This window comes from Bradyrhizobium sp. CCBAU 53415 (assembly GCF_028128735.1).
Lineage (GTDB): Bacteria > Pseudomonadota > Alphaproteobacteria > Rhizobiales > Xanthobacteraceae > Bradyrhizobium.
In genome coordinates this window covers 934,459-954,936 of sequence record NZ_LBJF01000001.1, presented here as the reverse complement: position 1 = coordinate 954,936, position 20,478 = coordinate 934,459, and the positions used below count along the sequence as shown (strand labels likewise).

Genomic DNA, 20,478 nt, shown 5'->3' with positions numbered 1-20,478 from the left:
GGTTGCCTCAAATCCTCGCAAACCCTGTTCATGCGGACGAGATGCGCCGAATCCTGCTGTCGACGGCCAAGATCCTGATTTCCGCGGCGCTGCTCTATCTGGCGCTGCGCAAGGTCGACCTGTCCGAACTGTTTTCGCGCTTCACCGTGACCAGCCTGTTCTGGATCGGCGTGGCGATCGCGGTCACGTTCCTGCAGATCTTCGTTGGCGTGCTGCGCTGGCGCGAGATCAGCGCGGTCTGCGGTGCGCCGCTCGAGCTCGGCCGCGCCATGCGCTACAACGTGATCGGATCGTTCTTCAACCAGACCCTGCCGTCGGCGATCGGCGGCGATGCGGTCCGGCTGTGGCTGGTCGCGCGCGCCGGCGCCGGGTGGCGCGCGGCGACCTACTCGATCTTCGTCGACCGCGCGATCGGCTTGATCGCGCTCGCGGTCCTGATCGTCGCCAGCCTACCCTGGAGCTACACCCTCATCACCGATCCGCACGGGCGCTCGGCCCTGCTGCTCGTCGACCTCCTGGCGCTCGCCGGCGGCATCGGCTTTCTGATTTTCGGCGCACTGAAATGGCCCTGGCTGAAGACCTGGTGGGCGACGCATCACATTCACGCCTGCGCCGTCATCGCCAATCGCGTGATCTTCAGCCGCACCCGCGGGCCGGTCATCGCAATCCTGTCGGTCCTCGTTCACGTGCTGGCCGTCGTCATCGCCTGGTGCGTCGTTCAGTCGATTGCGGCCCCGGTTCGCTTCAGCGACGTCTTTCTGCTCGTGCCGCCGGTGATGCTGATCACGATGATGCCGATCTCGATCGCCGGCTGGGGCGTACGTGAAGCCACGATGAGCCTTGCATTCGGCTTCGCGGGACTTGCCGCCAGCGAGGGCGTCAACGTCTCGCTGCTGTTCGGCGCCGTGTACTTCATTGTCGGTGTGTTCGGCGGCCTGGTCTGGATCCTCAGCGCGGAGAAAGCAGCGCAAGGGTCGGCCCCGATCGGAGTGCCGGAGTGAACCCTGCCACCGACGCCCTCGCCGCCGCGCCTTCGCTGCTTGCCGTCGCGATCGCCGCGCTGATCTCGGCGCTCGTCACCTGGACCGGCCGCCCGCTGCTGCAGCGCTACGCACTGGCGCGGCCGAACGCGCGCTCCTCGCATCGCATTCCGACCCCGCAGGGCGCGGGCATCGCGGTGATCGCAGCAACGCTCCTGGTCGCCTCGCTGTGGGCCGCCTGGGCGAACGTCGCGATCCCGCCGGTGCTGATCGGCGCGACGGTGCTGATCGCGCTGGTCGGCTTTGCCGACGACATCAAGTCGCTGCCGGTGATCGTGCGGCTGGTGCTGCAGGCGGCCTGCGTCGGCGCCGTCGTGTTCACTTCGCCCGAGACCGCGCGCATCGTGCCGGCGCTGCCGCTTGCTCTGGAGCGCGGCCTCATCGTCCTTGCCGGGGTCTGGTTCGTGAACCTCGTCAACTTCATGGATGGGCTCGACCTGATGACGGTGGCGGAAGTCGCGCCGGTCACCTCTGCGCTGCTGCTGCTGGGAATGCTCGGGGATCTCTCATGGCCGGCCGTGCTGATCGCCACCGCGCTGTGCGGAGCCATGCTCGGCTTTGCGCCGTTCAACCGTCCCGTCGCAAGAGTCTTCCTGGGCGATGTCGGCAGCCTGCCGATCGGCCTCCTGCTCGGCTGGTGCCTGCTGGAGCTCGCCTTTCGGGGACATCCGGCCGCGGCGCTGCTGTTGCCCGCCTACTATCTTGCGGATTCCACCATCACGCTGTTTCGGCGCATCATCAGGCGCGAACCGTTCTGGTCGGCGCACCGCACGCATTTCTACCAGCGCGCCACCGACAACGGGTTCACGGTGCCGCAGGTGATCGGCGAGGTCTTCCTGCTCAACCTCGTGCTCGCCGGGCTCGCCATCCTCACCATCCGCGCCGCAGCCCCGGCGATCATCACGCTTGCGCTCGTCGCCGGCGCGCTCGCGGTCGGATTCGTGCTGCGCCGCTTCTCCCGGCCTCAGGGCTCCTGATCCGACACCGCCAGGCGCAAGCCCTCCTCGAGGGTGACCTGCGGCTGCCAGCCGGTTGCGATCGCCTTCGAGATGTCGAGCTCGAGCGAGCCGATCAGGCCATCATGCATATCCCGACGGCCCATCACGCGAAGGGCCGCGCTGAGCAGGTTTGGCGGCATGCCGAAAAGCCGGGCAGTCCTGCCCGAGGCTCTCGCCAGGCACGCGATGAATTCAGGCGTCGAGACCCGCTCCCGGTCGGCGAGCAGGAAGATCTCGAAATTGCTCGCGGGGTCGGGATGGCCGAGCCGGTGCAGGATGAACGACGACAGGTTCTGCACGGAAAGAAAGTTGCGACGATTGCGGATTGCCGCAAAGGGCAGCGGCAATCCCCGCCTCACCGCGCGCGTCAGCAGCGCGAAATTGCCCTTGGCGCCCGCGCCATAGATCAGCGGCGGCCTGATCACCGAGATTTTCATGTCGCTGTCGCGCGCCAGCGCCCTCAGGCCCGCCTCGGCCTCGGCCTTGGACGTGCCGTAGAGACCGCGCGGCGTCGGGACATCGCTCTCGCTGAACGGCGGACGGCCGTCATTGCTGCGGCCGTGAACGAGAACGGTGCTTATGAAGATGAACTGGCGCACGCCGGCCATCGCCGCGGAGCGCGCCAGATGCAGCGTGCCGTCGACATTGACGTCGCGGTAGAGCTCGACCGCGTGCTCCTCGTTCTTGTAGTGCACCCGCGCGGCGAGATGGACGACGGCGTCGACGCCATCGAGCGCGGCCTGCCAGTCGGTGTCGGGGCCGATCGGCTTGATCACGACCTCGCCGTCGGTCCCGTCCGGGCTGCGGACCGCACGGCGGACCGACCACCCCTCCCGCGTCAGCGCAGGCACGATATGGCGGCCAAGGAAGCCGCTCGCCCCCGTCACCAGCGCGACCGGCCTTGTCTCGCTCATCGTCGCCCCGTCGAAGCAGCGTTGCGCAACAAGTCGGACGAAGCGGCACAGGCGACGACGATCTTGCCTCGAGGCTGCATGGTCAGGCCGCGGTCGATCCGAATTCGGGGACCGCATCCTTCAGGATGGTCCTGATGGTGGCGCGATCGTCGCGCGCGATCGCCTGCTCGAGCGCCGCAATCCATTTGCGCAGCGTCTGCATCGGCGGCTCGTTGGGCTGCGCCGCCATGATGCCGGCCACGCCGATCTCGCGGGTCGGCTCTTCGGAGGCAAACAGGATCTCGTGCAGGCGCTCGCCCGGCCGCATGCCCGTGAACACGATCTCGATGTCGTAGCCCGGCTGAAGCCCGGAGAGCCGGATCATGCGTTCGGCGAGATCGACGATCTTCACCGGCTGGCCCATGTTGAGCACGTAGACAGAGACGTCCGAATGCTGCGCTCCGAGCGCGTGCGTTGCCGCCGTGATGACGAGATCGCAGGCTTCGCGGATGGTCATGAAATAGCGGACCATGTCGGGATGCGTCACGGTCACGGGGCCGCCGGCCTCGATCTGGGCCTTGAACTTCGGCACCACCGAGCCGTTCGAGGCCAGAACATTGCCGAACCGGACCGAGATCAGCCGCATCGGCGGCTTGGCGCCGCTGCTCGCCGCCGCAAGATCACGGTCGAGCGCCTGGCAGTACATCTCGGCGAAACGCTTGGTCAGGCCGAGCATCGACACCGGCTCGATCGCCTTGTCGGTCGAGATCATCACCATGGCTTCCGCGCCGGCGGCGAGTGCTGCGTCGGCCACGTTGATCGAACCGAAGATGTTGGTCTTGACGCCCTCGCTCCAGTCGCGCTCGAGGATCGGCACGTGCTTGAGCGCCGCGGCATGGAACACGATGTCCGGCTTGAACTCGGCCATCAGACGCGCGATGCGCTCGCGGTCGCGAATGTCGGCGATCCGCCCTTCGATCTGAGCCGCCGTGCCATGCGCAGCGAGCGCTTCCGTGACCGCGTAGAGCGCCGGTTCGGAATTCTCTACGATCAACACCCGCGCGGCGCCGAAAGCGACGACGCGCTCGCAGATCTCGGAGCCGATCGAGCCGCCGCCGCCGGTGACGATCACCGCCTTGCCCCTGATCAGGGTTTCGAGGCGTACATGGTCGATCTTCTCGCTCGGCCGCAGCAGGAGGTCTTCGACCGCGACAGCCGTGAGCCGCGGCGTGTCGCCGCTCTCGAGCGAGGGCATGCGGTTGACGATCACGCCCAATTTGCGCGCCCGCATCAGGATCGATTCCGGATGCGCCTCCGGCTCGAACGCCGATGGCGTCATCACGAGGCGGGCTATCGGCTTGTTGCGCTTGGCGAAGTCCGCGATGACGTCCTCGATATCGTCGATGCCGCCCAGCACCGGAAGGTTGCGGATGATCTGGCCCCGATCCGCCAGCGACGGCGACAATACGCCGACTGGCCAAATCCGCTTGATCGCCCCGCTCTCGATTCCACGCAGCAGCACCTCCGCATCCGCGGCGCGGCCGATCAGCAGCGTCGGCGCGGCGTCATCGGTCCTCGCATGACGCCGCACCCGCGTATAGCGGAAATAGCGATAAGCCATGCGCAGCGCGCTGAGAAAGGAGATCTCCAGGAGCCAGTAGAGGACAATCGTCACCTTGCCGAGGAAGAAGGCGCCACGAACGTTGGGCGCGACGAAGACGTAGTCGAGCACGAGCAGCGCAACCGTCAGCACGGTCGCCGCGCGAATGATGTTCAGCGCGTCCGGCAGTGAGATGAACCGCCATTTCGTCGTGGTCAGGTTCAAGACGAAGAACACGACCACGCTGAAGGCAAGAAAATACGGCAGGATCTGGAACAGCAGCGGCAAGCGTTCGAAGAAGCCTTCGCCGCCCTCGAATCGCAGATAGAAGGCGGCAAAGAGCGCCGCCGTGGTCGCCATCAGGTCGTGGAGCGCGATCAGGAAATTGCGCGAGGTGAGATGCGAAAGACGCGTCATCCGCCGACCGATGAAAACCCTGTTAGATGCAACCCGACCGCGCTGATAGCCCATCTCGCCGGGACATGCCAGCGAAGGCTTGCGAGATGACGCTCCCGGTCGAGCCCTGCGGCGGCCGGCGTCGTTCAGGAACCCGCCTCGCCCGGTTTCGCCCCGCCCTGTCGTGCCCGGATCACCATGCCGCCAGCAACGCCGACGCCGATGACGTACATCCAGCCCTCGTGGAAGTCGAACAGATGCGAGTTGAACAGCGACGTGAAGACGTTCTGCACCACCACAAGGAGCCCGATCCAGTCGGCAAGCCCCTCGCCGCGAAACAACAGCAGATGCAGGATCCAGATCGCGTAGAGAATGGCGATGCCGATGAGGCCCCATTGCACGGCGACGTTCAGCGTCTGGTTATGCGGATTGCCGATCACTTCGGCGGACGCCTGGTACTGACCACTGGGTGTCGCGACCCGCTCGAACAATCCGCGCGTCGAGCCGGTGCCGTGCCCCATGATCGGCGCCTCCGCGAAGAAGCCGAGCGATTTCCGCCAGAATTCCAGCCGCAGTCCCATCGAAGTCGGCTCGCCCCGTTCCACATAGCCCCTGTAGTCCCCGGCAAACCTCTCCGCGGTCTGCCGCAGATGCGGCGAGGCCTGCCAGGCAAGAAAGGCCCCGACGAGCAGGGCTGCGGAGATGATCGCAATGCTGCGCCCTCTCAGGTGAAGCAACGCGAACACGCCGAACATGATCGGAATGGTAACGAGCGCCGTGCGCGACACCACCACGAAGACCATGTTGACGAAGAAGCTGAGCGCAAGCGCCGTGAGCAGGGCGGCGAGCCAGTACCGCTTCTCGCGCAGCAGCATCACGATCGGATAGGCGAGCGCGACCGCGCAGAGTGCGAACTCCTGGCTCTGGTCGATGTAGTTCTTGACGAAGATGCCGCGCTCGGCCGGATCGGTCTTGAGCGCAAGATTGGGATAGAAGGCGACCAGCCACGACATCAGCGACAACAGCGCGCAGGACACCAGGAAGGCGATGAACACCCAGTGCCCACGCGGCGAGCGCTCGAAATGATAGAGCAGGACCGGCAGCACGAGCAGTTTGACGGTCGGATTGACCGCATAGAAGCGCGCGCCCCAGGCCGCATCCGACCACAGCGTCCCGACCAGCGCGAGAACGACCAGCGCGATCGGCGCCGCACAGATCGGACGCCTCAGCGATTGCAGGAAGGAGCGGAGGTCGAGGAACGGCACCATGCAGAGCAGCATCAGCGCGTTGAAGATCCCCGCAAGCGACGTCGACCAGGGCAGCGAGGCCGCGGTCAGGATCGCAAACAGGTCGACCGTCTCGCGCCAGGCCGCCGGACTGCGCAGGCGCCGCCGCAACATCTGGCCGGGGGTCTCCCGGGCAAGTGCCGTCGATTGGCTTGTCACTTGCCCCCTCCCCGGGCGCGATGAACCAGCGCCGTCGTGCTGAAGCCCTGGAGGATGTCGACCAGCACGACTGTTCCGCCCGCGGCCTCGACGACCTCGTGGCCGACGACCTGCTCGCGCGTGTAGTCGCCGCCCTTGACCAGCACGCCGGGCTTGATCCTGCTGATCAGGTCGATCGGCGTGTCCTCCGCGAAGATGACGACCAGATCGACGGCCTCCAACGCGGCGAGCACCTCGGCACGCGCGCGCTCGTCCTGCACCGGACGATCGGCGCCCTTGAGCCGCCGCACCGAGGCGTCGCTGTTGAGCCCCACGATCAGACGGTCACAGGCCGCGCGCGCCGCAGTCAGCACCTTGACGTGACCGGGATGGAGGATGTCGAAGCAGCCATTGGTGAAGCCGACGCGCTGGTCTTGCCTCTTCCATTCGGCGAGTTGCGCATCGAGCGTATCAGGATCGAGCACGATCTTCTCCTCGGCCGCGAGAGTGGCATGCGGCAGGATCTTTCGCCGCAGCTCGGCCGTGCTCACGCTGGCGGTGCCCTGCTTGCCGACGGCGACGGCGGCGGCGGCATTGGCCACGCGCAGCGCCGTGTCCCAGTCCGCACCGGCCGCAAGCGATACCGCGAGCGCGGCGGCGACGGTATCACCGGCGCCGGAGACGTCGCGCACCTTCACCGGGAAAGCCGGAACGTGCACGGCCGCGCCGTTGCGCGGCACCAGCGTCATGCCGTGCTCGCCCTGCGTGACCAGGATCGCCTCGCAATCGGCGAGCCGCATCACATCCTCGCTGGCCTCGACGATGCTCTGCACCGTCTCGGCGCGGCTGCGGGTCGCTTCCGAAAATTCCTTGCGGTTGGGCGTAAGCAGCGTGGCACCGCGATAGATTGCCCAGTTCAGGCTCTTGGGATCGACGACCACGGGCTTGCCGAGCTTTCGCGCGGCATCGATGGTGTGGCGGATCACGCGGGCGGTCAGCACGCCCTTGGCGTAGTCGGACAGCAGCACGATGTCGGCGCGCGCGATCCGCGGCAGGATCGCGTCGATCAATTTCGTTTCGATGTCATCGGACGCGGGCAGCGCCTGCTCCCAATCCGCGCGCAGCATGTGCGTGGAAAAATGCTCGGAGACGAAGCGGGCTTTTCGCGTGGTCGGCCGCGAGGGGTCGCACACCAGCACGCTTTCGATGCCGGCCTGCTCACCCAGCGCCGATGCCAGCCGCCTGCCCGCATCGTCCTCGCCGACGAGCCCGACGAAGATGCAGCGCGCGCCGAGCGAAGCGACGTTGCGCGCGACGTTGCCGGCGCCGCCGATGTGAATCTCGCTGCGCTGTGCGGCGATGACCGGCGTCGGCGCTTCCGGCGAGATCCGCGACACCTCGCCATAAACGAACTCGTCCAGCATGATGTCGCCGATGCACAGCACCGTGCGGCCTGAGATCGTTTGCGCGAGGGCGTCGAAATCGAGAATGGGCGTCGCCATGATCAAAAAGCCTCAGCGGAAGCGGTCGGGCCGGTCGAGATAGTCCCCGACATAGGCCTTCACCGCGTCCTCGAGCGTCGTGAAGCCGCCGTTATAGCCGGCGCGGCAGAGGCGATCGACCTCGCTCTGGGTGAAGTACTGGTAGCTGTTGCGGATGCTCTCGGGCATGTCGATGTATTCGATGTTGGGCCTGGTGCCGAGCGCGGCGTAGGCGGCCAGCATGAGGTCCTTGAAGCTGCGCGCCTTGCCGGTGCCGACGTTGAACAGGCCGGACACCGACGGCGTCGCCAGCAGCCACATGATGACGCGCACGACGTCGTCGACATAGATGAAGTCGCGGCGCTGGTCGCCGTCTTCGATGCCCTCGCGATGCGACTTGAACAGCTGCACGACGCGGCCCGCCTTGACGTCGTCGAACCGCCGCGCCAGCACGCTCATCATCGAGCCCTTGTGGTACTCGTTGGGGCCGAACACGTTGAAGAATTTCAGCCCGGCCCATTGCGGCGGGAGCGGATCGCCGTTCGCTACGCGCTGGGCAACGGTGAGGTCGAACAGGTGCTTGCTCCAGCCGTAGAGATTCATCGGCCGCAATTTCTTCAGCGCCGGCAGCGAGGCGTCGTCGTCAAAGCCGGCCTCGCCATTCCCATAGGTCGCCGCCGAGGAGGCATAGATGAATGGCACCGCATTCGCCGTGCACCAGTCCAGGAGGCGCATCGACAGGCGGAAATTGGTCTCGACCACGAGATCGCCGTCGGTCGCGGTCGTCTCGGAAATCGCTCCGAGATGGATCATGGCCTCTAACTTGCGGCCCTTCAGCCAGCCCTCCAACTCGGCCGGGGGGACGATATCCACAAGCTGCCGCTTGGCGAGGTTGCGCCACTTGCCCTCGGTGCCGAGCAGGTCGCAGACCACGACGTCGCTGCGGCCGGCCTCGTTCAGCGCAGCCACGACATTCGATCCGATAAAACCGGCCCCGCCGGTCACCAGCAACATTCCAATTACCTGCCCGATTTTCTTGGTGCCCGGTCCTGCCGTAGCGCATGATCCGCCAAAGTGTAAGCGGTTTTGGGATTGCGCTTCTGCCGGCTTTACCTGCCGGTCCGGAGCGGCTACCGAACCGCCAACATCAGCACGTCTTCAGCCCTATTAACAAATGAATAATGATTCGCAATTTGTTGGAGATGCAGACCGGAGCGACACGCGCCCGATCCTGATTATTCCCTACATGTGGATCGGTGATTTCGTGCGGAATCATACCGTGGTGCGGGTCCTGAAGGAGCGCTGGCCGAACCGGCCGGTCGATCTCCTGACCACGTCGCTGTGCGCCCCGCTGATCGACTACATGCCCGGCGTACGCGCTGGCATCGTCTGGGACATGCCGCGTGGCCGGCTGGCAGTTAGCCGCCAGTTCGGCCTGGCAAAGCTCCTTCGGAAGCGGAACTACGGCACCGCGCTGGTGCTGCCCCGGACCTGGAAGGCGGCGATCGCGCCGGCGCTGGCCGGTATTCCTGAACGGGTCGGCTTCGTCGGCGAGTTCAGGTTCGGCCTGATCAACCGCTGGCGCTGGGGCGAGAAGAAGCTGCCCCGCTTCATCGACAAGAACGCCGCGCTGGCCCAGCCCGACGGCACCCCGCTGCCGCCGGAATGGCCGGTGCCGCAACTGCGGGTCCCGGCCGAGGAGATCGTCCGCTGGCGGCAGGCCAACGGCCTCAGCGCCGGCGCCGCCGTGGCGCTCGCCCCAGGCTCGGTCGGCGTCTCGAAACGCTGGACCTACTATCCCGAGGCCGCCCGGCTACTGGTCGAGCGTGGCCTCGAGGTGTGGGTGGTCGGCGGCCCCGCCGAAAAGGGCCTCGCCCAGGAGATCGTCGCCGCCGGCGGCCCGGGGACCGCTGGCGGCCCGGGGGTGCGTGACCTCACCGGCACCGATCTGCGCAACGGCGTGCTGGCCATGGCCGCGGCCGGCGTTGCGATCTCCAACGATTCGGGCCTGATGCACATCGCAGCCGCCCTGGGCACGCCCACCATGGGCATCTTCGGCCCCACCAGCCCCTATCTTTGGGCTCCCCTCAACGGCCTTGCGGCAACCGTGGTGCAGGACAAGGAGGAGCTGTCCTGCCAGCCCTGCCAAAGCACGACCTGCAAGATGAACGATCACCGCTGCATGCGGAATATCGCGGCGAGCGAGGTGGTGGGGATTGCGGAGAGGGTGCTGATGGAGGCGGGGGCAAGGGCGATGACGTGAGGCGCTCGGGGCTCGCGCCGATGGTGACATCATGCCAGTGTTTTGCCCGACAAGTCAAACGCGATTCGAAAAATCCGCAATCAATCAAGCTCTCGGCCAAGCCATTGATCTTGCTGACCCCGGCTACTGTGCATGGGGTTGTTTTCGCGATTTTTGTTTGCGCCCCCGGAAACCGCGTCAGAGCAGCGGCCGATAGACCTCGCCGATCCGCGCGGCTTCGGCGTCGAGGCTGAACCGTTCAAGCACCCGCGCCCGCCCGCGCTCGCCCATCACTGTGGCGGCGGCCACGTCGCGCATCAGCGGCTCCAGCGCCGCAGCGAGCGCATCGGCATCACCGGTCGGGATCAGCACGCCCGTGACGCCATCCTCCACCACGAGCTCCGCCGCGCCGGCGCGTGACGCGACGAGTGCGCTGCCGGCCGCCATCGCTTCGATCAGCGTCAGGCCAAAACCTTCGTTGCGCGAGGTGAAGGCGTAGATCGTCAGCCGCTGATACCAGCGCTGCACCGCTTCGATCGGCAATTCGCCGGTGATGACGATGCGCGTTTGCAGATTGGCGGCTTCGATCCGCTTCTTCAGGTCGTTGGCAAAGGGCGTTTGCTCTGGCGTGACCTGACCGACGATGACGGCGGTGAAATCGGGATGGCGCGGCAACAGACGGCACATCGCATCGACGAACACATCGGTGCCCTTCTGCGCGCGCACGCGGCCGAAGCAGCCGATGGCGTAGCGGCCCGGCAGGCCGCTTTCGGCAAAGGCCGCAGCGCGATCGGTCGACGGCGCGTAGACGTCGGTGTCGACGCCGTGCGGGATCACCGTCGCCTTCACCTTCAGAAACGAGGCCGAGAGATCTGATGTCGCGATGATCGCGTCCATGCGCCGGATCAGCCAGCGCGTGATCCAGCTGTGATGCCGCTGCGCCGCCGAGGTGAATACGAGCTTCAGCGGCCAGCCGAGCGTGCGCAACGCGACGCCCGCGATCATCTCGTTGTTGCGGCGCGCATGCCAGATCACGGGCCGGTCGCGGCGCCACAATTTCAGAAAATCGGCAATGCTCAGCCGCGCGATCCCCTCCGGCGCGTCCGAACCGAACCAGGCGGCGCGAAACAGCCTCGCCGCCCGCGGCGCCACCATCCGATTGGTGGCGGTGACCCCGGAATAGCGCCTGTGCAGATTTGGCACGATCACTTCGAGATCATCAGGGGGATTCGCCACGTCATGCTCCGTTTGACAGGCCCCCTATACGCAACATTAAGCATAGTGGCCAGTTCAGCCGCGCCGATACCCCCTCTTCACCACGCAAGCGCTAGTTTGCGCGTTGATCGAAGACGGGTGAGATCATGACTGTGCTAGTCACCGGCGGCGCCGGCTACATTGGAAGTCACACGGTCCTGGCGCTGGCGGAAGCCGGCGAGGACGTCGTGGTGATCGACGATCTCTCCACCGGTTTCTCGGCCTACCTGCCCGAAGGCGTGCCGCTGTTCATCGGCGATGCCGGCGACGAAAACCTGCTCGAAGGCGTGATCGCCCAGCACGACATCGAGAGCATCATCCATTTCGCCGGCTCGGTCGTCGTGCCGGACTCGATGCGCGATCCGCTCGGCTACTACCGCAACAACTTCATGACCGCGCGCAACCTGCTCAACGTGGCGGTCAAGCGCGGCATCGGCCGCTTCATCTTCTCCTCGACCGCCGCGGTCTACGGCAATCCGGACCAGGTGCCGGTGCCCGAGCACGCGCCGACGCGGCCGCTGTCGCCCTACGGCTCGTCCAAGCTGATGACCGAGATCATGCTGCACGACGTTGCCGCCGCCTACGGCATGCAATACGTGACGCTGCGTTACTTCAACGTCGCCGGCGCCGATCCGCAGGCGCGCATTGGGCTCGCCACCGTCGGCGCCACGCATCTGCTCAAGATCGCGGTGGAAGCCGCGACCGGCCAGCGCGCCAAGATCGACGTGTTCGGCACCGACTATCCGACGCCGGACGGCAGCTGCATCCGCGATTTCATCCACGTCACGGATCTGTCGCAGGCCCATCGCTCGGCCCTTGCCTATTTGCGCAACGGCGGCGCCTCGACCACGCTCAACTGCGGCTATGGCCGCGGCTATTCGGTGCTGGAGACCATCGACGCTGTGCGCCGCGTTTCGGGCCGCAGCTTCGCCGTGCAATACGCGCCGCGCCGGCCCGGCGACATCATGACCATGGTCGCCGATACCAGCCGCATCCGCGGCCTGCTCGACTGGCGGCCGCAATACGAGGACCTCGAGACCATCGCCGCGCACGCGCTGGCCTGGGAGGACAAGCTGTTCCGCGAGCGCCATGGCGAGCTCCGCCACGCCGCCTCGGCCTAGAATCATCCCAAGCGCAAGCCCTTAATTGGGCTTGAAAAACCCGGCTTGAGCGGGCACAGAGGCCCATCGATCCCTGACGCGCGGGCAGGCTTTGTCCCGCACCGTCAATGGACACCGGATGGCCCAGTTTCCAAAGAAAATCACCGACGATCCCTATGCGGCAGCGGTCCTGATTCGCCGCCTGGTCACGGAACAGGGCATCGTCTACTGGCGGCGCTACCTCGTCGCCTTCGCGCTGATGGCTCTCGCCGCCGGCGCGACCGCAGGCGCGACCTATGTGCTCGGCCAGGTCATCAACCAGGCCTATGTCGACAAGAACATCCCGGGCATCGCGATGTTCTCCGGCATCACCGTCGCGTTGCTCTTCATCAAGGGCGTGGCGACCTACGGCCACATGGTGATCCTGACCAAGATCAGCAACGCCATCCTCGCCACCAACCAGCGCCAGCTGTTCGCCAAGCTGATGCGCGAGAGCGTCGGCTTCTTCTCCGAGCGGCATTCCTCCGAGTTCCTGGCGCGGCTGACGGCCGGCGCGAAATCCATCACCGACGTGCTCAACATGCTGGTCAATGCCATCGGGCGCGACCTGTTGATGCTGCTCGCCATGATCGGCGTGATGGTGTGGCAGGACCCGCTGATGTCGTTCATCGGCCTCGTCGCGGTGCCGCCGGCGATGCTGGTGCTGCGCAAGCTGGTCAAGCGCATCAAGGGCCTCGCCTTCAACCAGTTCACCGGCACCGCCGACATCATGGAGACGATGCAGGAATCGCTGCAGGGCATCCGCACCGTCAAGGCGTTCACGCTCGAAGAGGCCATGCAGGCCCGCATCGACGAGAACATCGCGATCGTCGAGCGCAACGCCAACAAGATGGCCCGCGTCGCCAACCGCTCCAACCCGCTGATGGAAATGCTCGGCGGCTTCGCGGTCGCCGGCTGCCTGATGTACGGCGGCTATGCCGTGGTCGCGCTCAACGCCACGCCCGGCGCGTTCTTCTCCTTCATGACCGCGTTCCTGATGGCGACCGAGCCCGCCAAGCGGCTGGCGCGGCTCAATATCGACCTCAACAGCCAGCTGGTCGGCGCCCGCATGCTGCTCGAAGTCGTCGACAGCCCGGCGAGCGAGCGCTCCGACGACGACAAGCCGGCGCTGAAGCTGTCGGATGCCCGCATCGAGCTCCGCGACGTCAGCTTCTCCTATCGCAATGGCGAGACCGTGCTCAACCGCATGAGCTTCGTCGCCGAGCCCGGCAAGGTCACCGCGCTGGTCGGCCCCTCCGGCGGCGGCAAGTCGACCGTGCTCGCGCTGCTCTTGCGCTTCTACGAGGTGACGCAGGGCGACATCGTGATCGACGGCCAGTCGATCGGCGCGGTCTCGCGCAAATCGCTGCGGGCGCAAACCGCCTATGTCGGCCAGGACGTCTATCTGTTCCGCGACACCATCCGCAGCAATATCGCCTTCGGCCGGCCGGGCGCGAGCGAGAATGAAATCATCGAGGCGGCGAAGGCGGCCTGCGCGCACGACTTCATCATGGGCTTCCCGCTCGGCTACGACACGCCGGTCGGCGAGCACGGCACGCAGCTGTCCGGCGGCCAGCGCCAGCGCATCGCGGTGGCCCGCGCGCTGATCAAGAACGCGCCGATCATCCTGTTGGACGAAGCCACCGCAGCGCTCGATTCGGAGTCCGAGCGGCAGGTGCAGGAGGCGATCGAGCATCTCTGCCGGAACCGCACCACCATCGTGATCGCTCACCGGCTGCACACCATCATGCACGCCGACGCCATCCTGGTGGTCGAGGGCGGCGAGATCGTCGAGCAGGGTCGACATGACGAGTTGCTCCGCCGCGGCGGGCGCTACGCCTCGTTCTTCCGCTTGCAGCACCACGATTCCGGCGCTCTGGCGCCGATCAGCGCAACCGCCTAGAGTTCCTCGTCAACCTCAAGAGCCGCGAGACCTTACATGAACGCCGCCTCCTACGTCATCCCGCTTCCGCCCCAGGCTTCGCTTCCCGTCGTCGGCGAGAGCGGCCGTTATCCGGTGCGCCGCATCTGGTGCGTCGGCCGCAACTATCTCGAGCACATCCGCGAGATGGGCAACGACGAGCGCGCCCCGCCGTTCTTCTTCGCCAAGCATGCCGACATGCTGGTGCCCGATGGCGCCACCATTCCCTATCCGCCGCTGACCAAGGACCTGCACCACGAGGTCGAACTGATCGTTGCGATGAAGAGCGGCGGCCTCAACATTCCGGCCGACAAGGCGCTGGACCACGTCTACGGCTACGCCGTCGGCATCGATCTCACCCGGCGCGATCTCCAGATCGCCTCGCGCAAGAAGGAGCGTCCCTGGGAGATCGGCAAGTCGTTCGACTATTCGGCGCCCTGCTCCGCGGTGCAACCGGCCTCGAAGATCGGCCATCCTTCCAAGGGCAAGATCTGGCTGACGGTCAACGGCAAGGAAGCCCAGAAGGGCGACCTTACCGAGTTGATCTGGAACGTGCCGGAGATCATCTGGCAACTCTCGCAGCAGGTGAAGCTCGCGGCCGGCGACATCATCATGACCGGAACGCCGGCCGGTGTGTCGCAGCTCCAGCCAGGCGACAAGCTCGAATGCGGCGTCGACGGCGTCGGCACACTGAAGGTGAGCATCGGCCAGCCGGAATAGGCTGCACAAGCCCGGCAATCAAAAGGCCCCGGACCATCCGGGGCCTTTTTGTTTTCACCAGGCCTTCACCGGCCGGTTGGCGTGGCTTGCCTGCGGCACACCGCGGTTGAGCGACATGTGGGAATGCACACACAGCCAGCCGTCGGCGGTCTTGGAGAACACCATCGTCGCCCGGCCCGGCCGCGGAAACGCGCCGCCATCGGGATGATAGCCCGTGCTCGTCCACGGCGCGATCACGGTTGCCATCATGCCGTCTGGCGATGCCAGAACGGAAGTCTGATCGAGGACGAAGCGGAAGTCGGTGGTCTTCGGCCAGACGTTGTCCCATTGCGTCTTGACCCATTGATCGAGGCCGGGGATGACGTCGTTGTGGGTGCCGAAGGCGAGCACGTCCGGATGGAAGAGCGGCCGCGCCGAAGCGTAGTCGACCTCGCGGACATAGCCCGCGAAGGCCTCCAGCCAGTTGCGGAAGAACTGCGTGGCCTCCGCGTCAGCAATCGGCAACGAGGCCATTGGCCGGATCATTCATTCACCGCAATGCCGACATCACGATGAGGCCGAGGATCAGAGCCGTCAGCGAGTATTTCAGCGTGTAGTAGACGTTGCGGTTCCACTCCTTGACCTTGCGGCTGCCGAGATGGATCTCGTAGAGCTTGCCGAATACCTTGTTGAGCACGCCGACATTCTCGCCGTCGACGTTCTGCGTTGCAGAGGCCTTGACGATGTGGTGGCTGACCCAGCGGTTGATCGCGGTCATGAAGCCGTACTTCATCGGGCGCTCGACGTCGCAGAACAGGATGATGCGGTTGACGTCTGTCGCATTCTCGGCGCTATGGATGAAGGTCTCGTCGAACATGAAGGCCTCGCCGTCGCGCCAGACGCATTCGACGCCGTCGACCAGGATGCGGCACTTGTTCGAATTCGGCGTGACGAGGCCGAGGTGATAACGCAGCGAGCCTGCGAAGGGATCGCGGTGCGCGCCGAGCTTGCCGCCCGGCGGCAGCATCGCGAACATCGCGCCGTGCACGCTCGGGATCGACTTGAGCAGCTCCACCGTCTTCGGACACAGCGTGTTCGCCGACGGCAGGAAGTCGTCGTACCACTTCAGATAAAACCGCTTCCAGCCGCTCTTGAAGAACGAGTAGAAGCCCCAGTCATTGTTCTTGGCGGCGGCGCGGATGAAACCTTCGTCGAACAGGCGTACCGCCTCGTCGCGGATGGTTTCCCAGTTCTCGCTCAGCGGCTTCAGCTCGGGAAACTGCTCGACCGAGATCACCGGCTTGTTCGGCACCGCCGAGCCCGCATACATCAGCACGTTGTACGGCGCGAGATAGGTCGAGTGATCGCCGAGCTGGCGCGCGAAGCGCAGCCGCTGCTTGCCGCGGAAATGGACGTAAATCGTCGAGGCCGCAAGCACGTAAAGAATGACAAGTTGCGGCGCAAAAAGCTGTTTCAGCATATCCCCGTTCCCCAGTGACCCAGCCGGGGTGTCGTGTAGCTCGCTCAGGCGCCAGCGGCAAGATATTCGCCGGTGGGTTGCGGTCACACTGGGGAGAACAGGAGAATGGAACCGACGCCGAAACGGCCGAAACGAGCCGAATCAAGCCCGCGACAGCGCCTGGAGACCCTTGAATGTCAAACGCTTGGGATCGGTGACGCCGGCGAGATAGAGCCGGCGGATGAATGCGATGACAGCATCCCGGTCGCAATCGGTCAGCGCGACGACGGCGTCGACCGCAATCTTCTGGGCTTCCATTGGGCTCACCTCGGCCTTGCGAGTAACCCCGGCCGAGACAGCCTAGGACTCATCCGTTAAATCGGCGTTAACCGTTCTGGAACCGTCGCCGATTCAGCCGGGCCGACGTATACGCAAAACAACGCATTGCGGGGGCGCGAAGCGGCTCAGCGCGCCTTGATGTTCCGCTTCAGCAACGCAAACTGCTTCCTCAGCCGGGGCACCGCGAAGTCGGTGAAGGCCCGCACCTTCGGCACCGAGAGCCGGCCCTGGGGGCAGATCAAATGCGCGGGCATCTCCGGGTCCTCGTCGCCGGCCAGCGCGATCTCGAGCTCGCCGCGCGCGACCTGCTCGGCGACTTGGTACGAGTACATCCGCGCCACGCCGCGCCCGGCGACGGCAGAGGCCACTGCCGCATAGGTGCTGTTGACGACGAGCCGCGGCGTGAACTGCACCGAGCGCGGCACCGATGAACCCGCCTGCGGCGCGAAGGTCCAGGAATTGGGCAGGTGCGCCATGGCGACGATCTGGTGCTTGGCGAGATCGCCGGGCTCGCCGATGCGCGGATGCTGTTTCAGATAGCGCGGCGCTGCCACGACGACGCGGCTGATCTCGCCGACCCGCATGGCGATCATCGCCGAATCCGCGAGATGGCCAATGCGAAGCGCAACGTCGACGCCCTCCTCGATCAGATTGACCGTGCGATCGAACAGCAGGAGCTTGGCCGACACTGTCGGATAGGCGTCGAGAAATGCGTCGAGGATCGGCCGCAGGACCATCTCCCCCGACACCACCGGAGCGGTGATCGTGAGCAGGCCGCGCGGCGGCGTGCGCGGTCCGGCCGCGATGTCATCGGCCTCCTCGAGCTCGGTGAGCACACGGCGGCAGATCGCGGCATAGCGTTCCCCCTCCTCGCTCAGCTTGATCGAGCGCGTCGTCCGGTGCAGCAGCTCCGCGCCGACGCGCTCCTCCAGAAAGGCGATGGCCCGGCTCACCGCGGCCGGCGAGCGGCCGAGCTTGCGCCCTGCGGCAGCCAAGCTGCCCTCGTCCACCGCAAGAACGAACGCTTTCATTGCATCCAGACGATCCATTCCCTTCCCGTCGCCCCTGAGCTTCCGCCCGCAGGCTAAAGCATGATCCGGAAAAGTGCGCAGCGGTTTTCCGAAAAGATCATGCTTAAACAACAACCTACAGCGCGATGACGATTCATCCTAATCGCATCGCGCTTTAGGCGTTCGGCGCAACCTCGACAACCACCGCCGGGCGCCGAGCCCGCATTCGTTCGCGCCGCGAAAGAGTGTCTGCCGGACGGCGGATATTCGCACCCGGGCCGCCGCGGCGTACCTCAGCACGCAAGCCAGCCGCTGCTGGCGAGGTTTTCAAGCCAACCACAGGAGCCCATCATGGGCATCGAGCAGAAGGTCGCCATCATCACCGGCGCGTCGCAGGGTATCGGCGCCGCCCTGGTGCAGGGTTTTCGCAATCGCAATTATCGCGTCGTCGCGACGGCGCGCTCCATCAAGCCGTCGGGCGACGACGACGTCCTCGCCGTACCCGGCGACATCGTCGACCGGGCCACCGCCGAGCGCGTCGTCTCGCAAGCCATCGCCCGCTTCGGCCGCGTCGACACGCTGGTCAACAATGCCGGCATCTTCGTCGCAAAGCCGTTCACGCAATACACGGCCGAAGACTATGCGGCGGTGATGGGAACGAACGTCGCGGGCTTCTTCAACATTACGCAGCTCGCCATCGCGGAGATGGAGAAACAGGGCTCCGGCCACATCGTCCAGATCACCACCACGCTGGTCGATCAGGCCAATTCCAACGTGCCCTCGGTGCTCGCTTCGCTGAGCAAGGGCGGACTGAACGCCGCGACCAGGTCGCTTGCGATCGAATACGCCAGACGCGGCATCCGCGTGAATGCTGTGGCGCCCGGCATCATCAAGTCGCCGATGCACGCGGTGGCGACGCATGCGCAGTACGGCGCGATGCATCCCCTGGGCCACATGGGCGAGATCTCCGACATCGTCGATGCCGTGCTCTATCTCGAGGGCGCCTCCTTCGTCACCGGCGAGATCCTGCATGTCGACGGCGGCCAGAGCGCCGGCCATTGAGCCGAGGAGACGCACGATGCCCATCGTCACCATTCAAGTGACCCGCGAGGGAGCGACGCCGGGCGCGGCGTCGCTCACGGCCGAGGAGAAGGCCGCGCTGATCAAGGGATCGAGCCAGCTCCTGCTCGACGTGCTCGGCAAGCCGCTCGATTCGACCTTTGTGGTGATTGAGGAGGTCGACACCGACAATTGGGGCTGGGGCGGCCTGCCGGTGCAGGAATTCAGGCGCCGCCGTGCCGCCCAGACAAGATGATCCGCGCCCCCTTGCGCGCGGGAGGATGAAATGACGAACGCAGACACGAAGCGACACGTCGAGACCCGTCCGCAACCGCGGCCGGGCTCGGCCTCCCGAGCAAGCTGGCGGTATGCCGTGGCCGGTTTGTCCGCATCGCTGGTCGGGCTCGGCCTCGCCCGCTTCTCCTACACGCCCCTGATCCCGGCTTTGATCGCCGCAAAATGGTTCAGCCCATCCGACGTCGTCTATCTCGGCGCCGGGAACCTCGCCGGCTATCTCGCCGGCGCACTCGCAGCACGAGCGCTTGCCACCCGCATCGGCACGGTCCGCGCGTTAAGGGCGATGATGCTGCTCGCCACTCTCTCCTTCTTCGCCAGCTCGGCTCCGTTGTCGTTCAGCTGGTTTTTCGCGTGGCGCTTCCTCGCCGGTCTCACCGGCGGCATCATCATGGTGCTGGCGGCGTCCGTCATTCTGCCGCATATCTCGGCCGCGCGGCGCGGCATCGTCGGCGGTGTGATCTTCGCCGGCGTCGGCCTCGGGGTCGCCGCATCGGGCACGCTGGTGCCATTGTTGCTGCAACAGGGCTTGCAGGAGAGCTGGTATGGCCTCGGCATGCTCTCCGCCCTGCTCACGCTCGCGGGTTGGTGGAACTGGCCTGCTGAGACCAGGGCCGATGCTGCGCCTTCGCATCAAGCCAAACCCCATCGCGCCTCGCCAGCCGCCCGCGCGCTGCTGGTCCAGTACGGCCTTAATGCGGTGGCGCTGGTGCCGCACATGGTGTTCATCGTCGACTTCGTAGCGCGCGGCCTTGGCCAGGGCATTGCCGCAGGGTCGCGCTATTGGGTGCTGTACGGCCTCGGCGCGATCGTCGGCCCGCTGGTCACCGGTCATCTCGGCGACCGCTCAGGTTTCGGCCCGGCGCTCCGCGCGGCCTTCCTGATCGAGGCGGCCGCGGTGCTGCTCCCGACCGTCAGCACCGCACCGCTCTCACTGATCGTGTCGAGCGTCGTGGTCGGCGGCTTCACGCCCGGCATCGTACCGCTGGTTCTGGGGCGCATCCATGAGCTCGTGCCTCACTCCAGCCAACAGCAACGCGCGATATGGAGCCATGCCACCACCAGCTTTGCGCTGTTCCAGGCGGCCGCCGCTTACGGCTTCTCCTGGATCTACGCCCAGACGGGCGGCGATTATCTGGCGCTGTTCGGCCTCGGCGGCGGCGCTGTGATGCTGGCGCTCGCGATCGATCTTGGGTTCGCGCTCACCACGCGCAAGGCATAGCTGCCAGC

19 protein-coding genes are annotated in these 20,478 nt (G+C 66.0%); 9 read left to right on the top strand and 10 right to left on the bottom strand.

The window, feature by feature from the left end; genetic code table 11:
* The first annotated feature begins 41 nt into the window (after window positions 1-41).
* Window positions 42-1,001, top strand: coding sequence for a lysylphosphatidylglycerol synthase transmembrane domain-containing protein (locus tag XH87_RS04395; RefSeq protein WP_271586300.1), 960 nt, complete (start codon window positions 42-44; stop codon window positions 999-1,001).
* Entirely contained in the window at window positions 998-2,017 is a 1,020-nt protein-coding gene (locus tag XH87_RS04390) for an MraY family glycosyltransferase (RefSeq protein WP_158668077.1), read from the top strand. The genes XH87_RS04395 and XH87_RS04390 overlap by 4 nt, the downstream gene beginning before the upstream one ends.
* Here the strand turns inward: XH87_RS04390 and XH87_RS04385 are convergent.
* From XH87_RS04385 to rfaD, 5 genes are all read right to left on the bottom strand, one after another.
* A complete protein-coding gene (locus XH87_RS04385; protein WP_271586299.1) occupies window positions 2,005-2,952 on the bottom strand; it encodes an NAD-dependent epimerase/dehydratase family protein in 948 nt (315 codons plus the stop codon). The two genes, XH87_RS04390 and XH87_RS04385, sit on opposite strands and share 13 nt — an antisense overlap.
* A gap of 82 nt (window positions 2,953-3,034) precedes the next feature.
* Window positions 3,035-4,948, bottom strand: a complete 1,914-nt coding sequence (locus XH87_RS04380; RefSeq protein ID WP_271586298.1) for an SDR family NAD(P)-dependent oxidoreductase — start codon at window positions 4,946-4,948, stop codon at window positions 3,035-3,037.
* Between the two features lie 125 nt (window positions 4,949-5,073).
* A complete protein-coding gene (locus XH87_RS04375; RefSeq protein WP_271586582.1) occupies window positions 5,074-6,327 on the bottom strand; it encodes an O-antigen ligase family protein in 1,254 nt (417 codons plus the stop codon).
* A gap of 41 nt (window positions 6,328-6,368) precedes the next feature.
* Window positions 6,369-7,853, bottom strand: coding sequence for a D-glycero-beta-D-manno-heptose-7-phosphate kinase (gene rfaE1 / locus XH87_RS04370; RefSeq protein WP_271586297.1), 1,485 nt, complete (start codon window positions 7,851-7,853; stop codon window positions 6,369-6,371).
* A 12-nt stretch (window positions 7,854-7,865) separates the two neighbouring features.
* Window positions 7,866-8,846, bottom strand: a complete 981-nt coding sequence (gene rfaD, locus XH87_RS04365; protein ID WP_271586296.1) for an ADP-glyceromanno-heptose 6-epimerase — start codon at window positions 8,844-8,846, stop codon at window positions 7,866-7,868.
* A gap of 160 nt (window positions 8,847-9,006) precedes the next feature.
* On the opposite strand from rfaD, the gene waaF reads away from it, so the two are divergent.
* A complete protein-coding gene (waaF, locus tag XH87_RS04360) occupies window positions 9,007-10,095 on the top strand; it encodes a lipopolysaccharide heptosyltransferase II (protein WP_271586295.1) in 1,089 nt (362 codons plus the stop codon).
* A gap of 177 nt (window positions 10,096-10,272) precedes the next feature.
* On the opposite strand, the gene XH87_RS04355 is transcribed toward waaF, so the two are convergent.
* Complete coding sequence (locus XH87_RS04355; RefSeq protein ID WP_271586294.1) at window positions 10,273-11,310, bottom strand: glycosyltransferase; 1,038 nt, start codon at window positions 11,308-11,310, stop codon at window positions 10,273-10,275.
* Between the two features lie 125 nt (window positions 11,311-11,435).
* Here XH87_RS04355 and galE point away from each other — a divergent pair, with 125 nt between their 5' ends.
* From galE to XH87_RS04340, 3 genes are all read left to right on the top strand, one after another.
* Complete coding sequence (gene galE, locus XH87_RS04350; RefSeq protein ID WP_271586293.1) at window positions 11,436-12,449, top strand: UDP-glucose 4-epimerase GalE; 1,014 nt, start codon at window positions 11,436-11,438, stop codon at window positions 12,447-12,449.
* Between the two features lie 118 nt (window positions 12,450-12,567).
* Window positions 12,568-14,370: an ABC transporter ATP-binding protein gene (locus XH87_RS04345; protein ID WP_271586292.1), complete on the top strand. Its 1,803-nt coding sequence runs from the start codon at window positions 12,568-12,570 to the stop codon at window positions 14,368-14,370.
* Between the two features lie 36 nt (window positions 14,371-14,406).
* Window positions 14,407-15,108 carry a fumarylacetoacetate hydrolase family protein gene (locus XH87_RS04340; RefSeq protein WP_028179464.1) on the top strand — a complete coding sequence of 234 codons (702 nt, stop codon included), beginning with the start codon at window positions 14,407-14,409 and terminating at the stop codon, window positions 15,106-15,108.
* Window positions 15,109-15,162: 54 nt separating this feature from the next.
* Here the strand turns inward: XH87_RS04340 and XH87_RS04335 are convergent, their stop codons facing one another.
* The 4 genes from XH87_RS04335 to XH87_RS04320 form a co-directional block, all read right to left on the bottom strand.
* A complete protein-coding gene (locus XH87_RS04335; protein WP_271586291.1) occupies window positions 15,163-15,621 on the bottom strand; it encodes a YybH family protein in 459 nt (152 codons plus the stop codon).
* A gap of 16 nt (window positions 15,622-15,637) precedes the next feature.
* A complete protein-coding gene (locus XH87_RS04330) occupies window positions 15,638-16,567 on the bottom strand; it encodes an aspartyl/asparaginyl beta-hydroxylase domain-containing protein (protein WP_271586290.1) in 930 nt (309 codons plus the stop codon).
* A 141-nt stretch (window positions 16,568-16,708) separates the two neighbouring features.
* Window positions 16,709-16,864 (bottom strand): hypothetical protein, encoded by a 156-nt coding sequence (locus XH87_RS04325; RefSeq protein WP_014493894.1) that lies wholly within the window; start codon window positions 16,862-16,864, stop codon window positions 16,709-16,711.
* A 146-nt stretch (window positions 16,865-17,010) separates the two neighbouring features.
* Window positions 17,011-17,934 (bottom strand): LysR family transcriptional regulator, encoded by a 924-nt coding sequence (locus XH87_RS04320; RefSeq protein WP_271586289.1) that lies wholly within the window; start codon window positions 17,932-17,934, stop codon window positions 17,011-17,013.
* Between the two features lie 312 nt (window positions 17,935-18,246).
* Between XH87_RS04320 and XH87_RS04315 the strand changes: the two genes are divergently transcribed.
* From XH87_RS04315 to XH87_RS04305, 3 genes are read left to right on the top strand one after another with little or no spacing between them, the layout of a single operon-like run.
* A complete protein-coding gene (locus tag XH87_RS04315) occupies window positions 18,247-18,957 on the top strand; it encodes an SDR family NAD(P)-dependent oxidoreductase (protein WP_158668086.1) in 711 nt (236 codons plus the stop codon).
* Between the two features lie 16 nt (window positions 18,958-18,973).
* A complete protein-coding gene (locus XH87_RS04310) occupies window positions 18,974-19,210 on the top strand; it encodes a tautomerase family protein (RefSeq protein ID WP_271586288.1) in 237 nt (78 codons plus the stop codon).
* A gap of 30 nt (window positions 19,211-19,240) precedes the next feature.
* Window positions 19,241-20,470, top strand: a complete 1,230-nt coding sequence (locus XH87_RS04305) for an MFS transporter (RefSeq protein WP_271586287.1) — start codon at window positions 19,241-19,243, stop codon at window positions 20,468-20,470.
* Window positions 20,471-20,478: the final 8 nt, after the last annotated feature.

Coding starts and splice junctions, on each gene's coding strand:
- XH87_RS04395 (WP_271586300.1), top strand. CDS start 42: ATGCGCCGAATCCTGCTGTCGACGGCCAAGATCCTGATTTCCGCGGCG.
- XH87_RS04385 (WP_271586299.1), bottom strand. CDS start 2,952: ATGAGCGAGACAAGGCCGGTCGCGCTGGTGACGGGGGCGAGCGGCTTC.
- XH87_RS04380 (WP_271586298.1), bottom strand. CDS start 4,948: ATGACGCGTCTTTCGCATCTCACCTCGCGCAATTTCCTGATCGCGCTC.
- XH87_RS04375 (WP_271586582.1), bottom strand. CDS start 6,327: ATGTTGCGGCGGCGCCTGCGCAGTCCGGCGGCCTGGCGCGAGACGGTC.
- rfaE1 (WP_271586297.1), bottom strand. CDS start 7,853: ATGGCGACGCCCATTCTCGATTTCGACGCCCTCGCGCAAACGATCTCA.
- rfaD (WP_271586296.1), bottom strand. CDS start 8,846: ATGTTGCTGGTGACCGGCGGGGCCGGTTTTATCGGATCGAATGTCGTG.
- waaF (WP_271586295.1), top strand. CDS start 9,007: ATGAATAATGATTCGCAATTTGTTGGAGATGCAGACCGGAGCGACACG.
- galE (WP_271586293.1), top strand. CDS start 11,436: ATGACTGTGCTAGTCACCGGCGGCGCCGGCTACATTGGAAGTCACACG.
- XH87_RS04345 (WP_271586292.1), top strand. CDS start 12,568: ATGGCCCAGTTTCCAAAGAAAATCACCGACGATCCCTATGCGGCAGCG.
- XH87_RS04340 (WP_028179464.1), top strand. CDS start 14,407: ATGAACGCCGCCTCCTACGTCATCCCGCTTCCGCCCCAGGCTTCGCTT.
- XH87_RS04335 (WP_271586291.1), bottom strand. CDS start 15,621: ATGGCCTCGTTGCCGATTGCTGACGCGGAGGCCACGCAGTTCTTCCGC.
- XH87_RS04330 (WP_271586290.1), bottom strand. CDS start 16,567: ATGCTGAAACAGCTTTTTGCGCCGCAACTTGTCATTCTTTACGTGCTT.
- XH87_RS04325 (WP_014493894.1), bottom strand. CDS start 16,864: ATGGAAGCCCAGAAGATTGCGGTCGACGCCGTCGTCGCGCTGACCGAT.
- XH87_RS04320 (WP_271586289.1), bottom strand. CDS start 17,934: ATGGATCGTCTGGATGCAATGAAAGCGTTCGTTCTTGCGGTGGACGAG.
- XH87_RS04315 (WP_158668086.1), top strand. CDS start 18,247: ATGGGCATCGAGCAGAAGGTCGCCATCATCACCGGCGCGTCGCAGGGT.
- XH87_RS04310 (WP_271586288.1), top strand. CDS start 18,974: ATGCCCATCGTCACCATTCAAGTGACCCGCGAGGGAGCGACGCCGGGC.
- XH87_RS04305 (WP_271586287.1), top strand. CDS start 19,241: ATGACGAACGCAGACACGAAGCGACACGTCGAGACCCGTCCGCAACCG.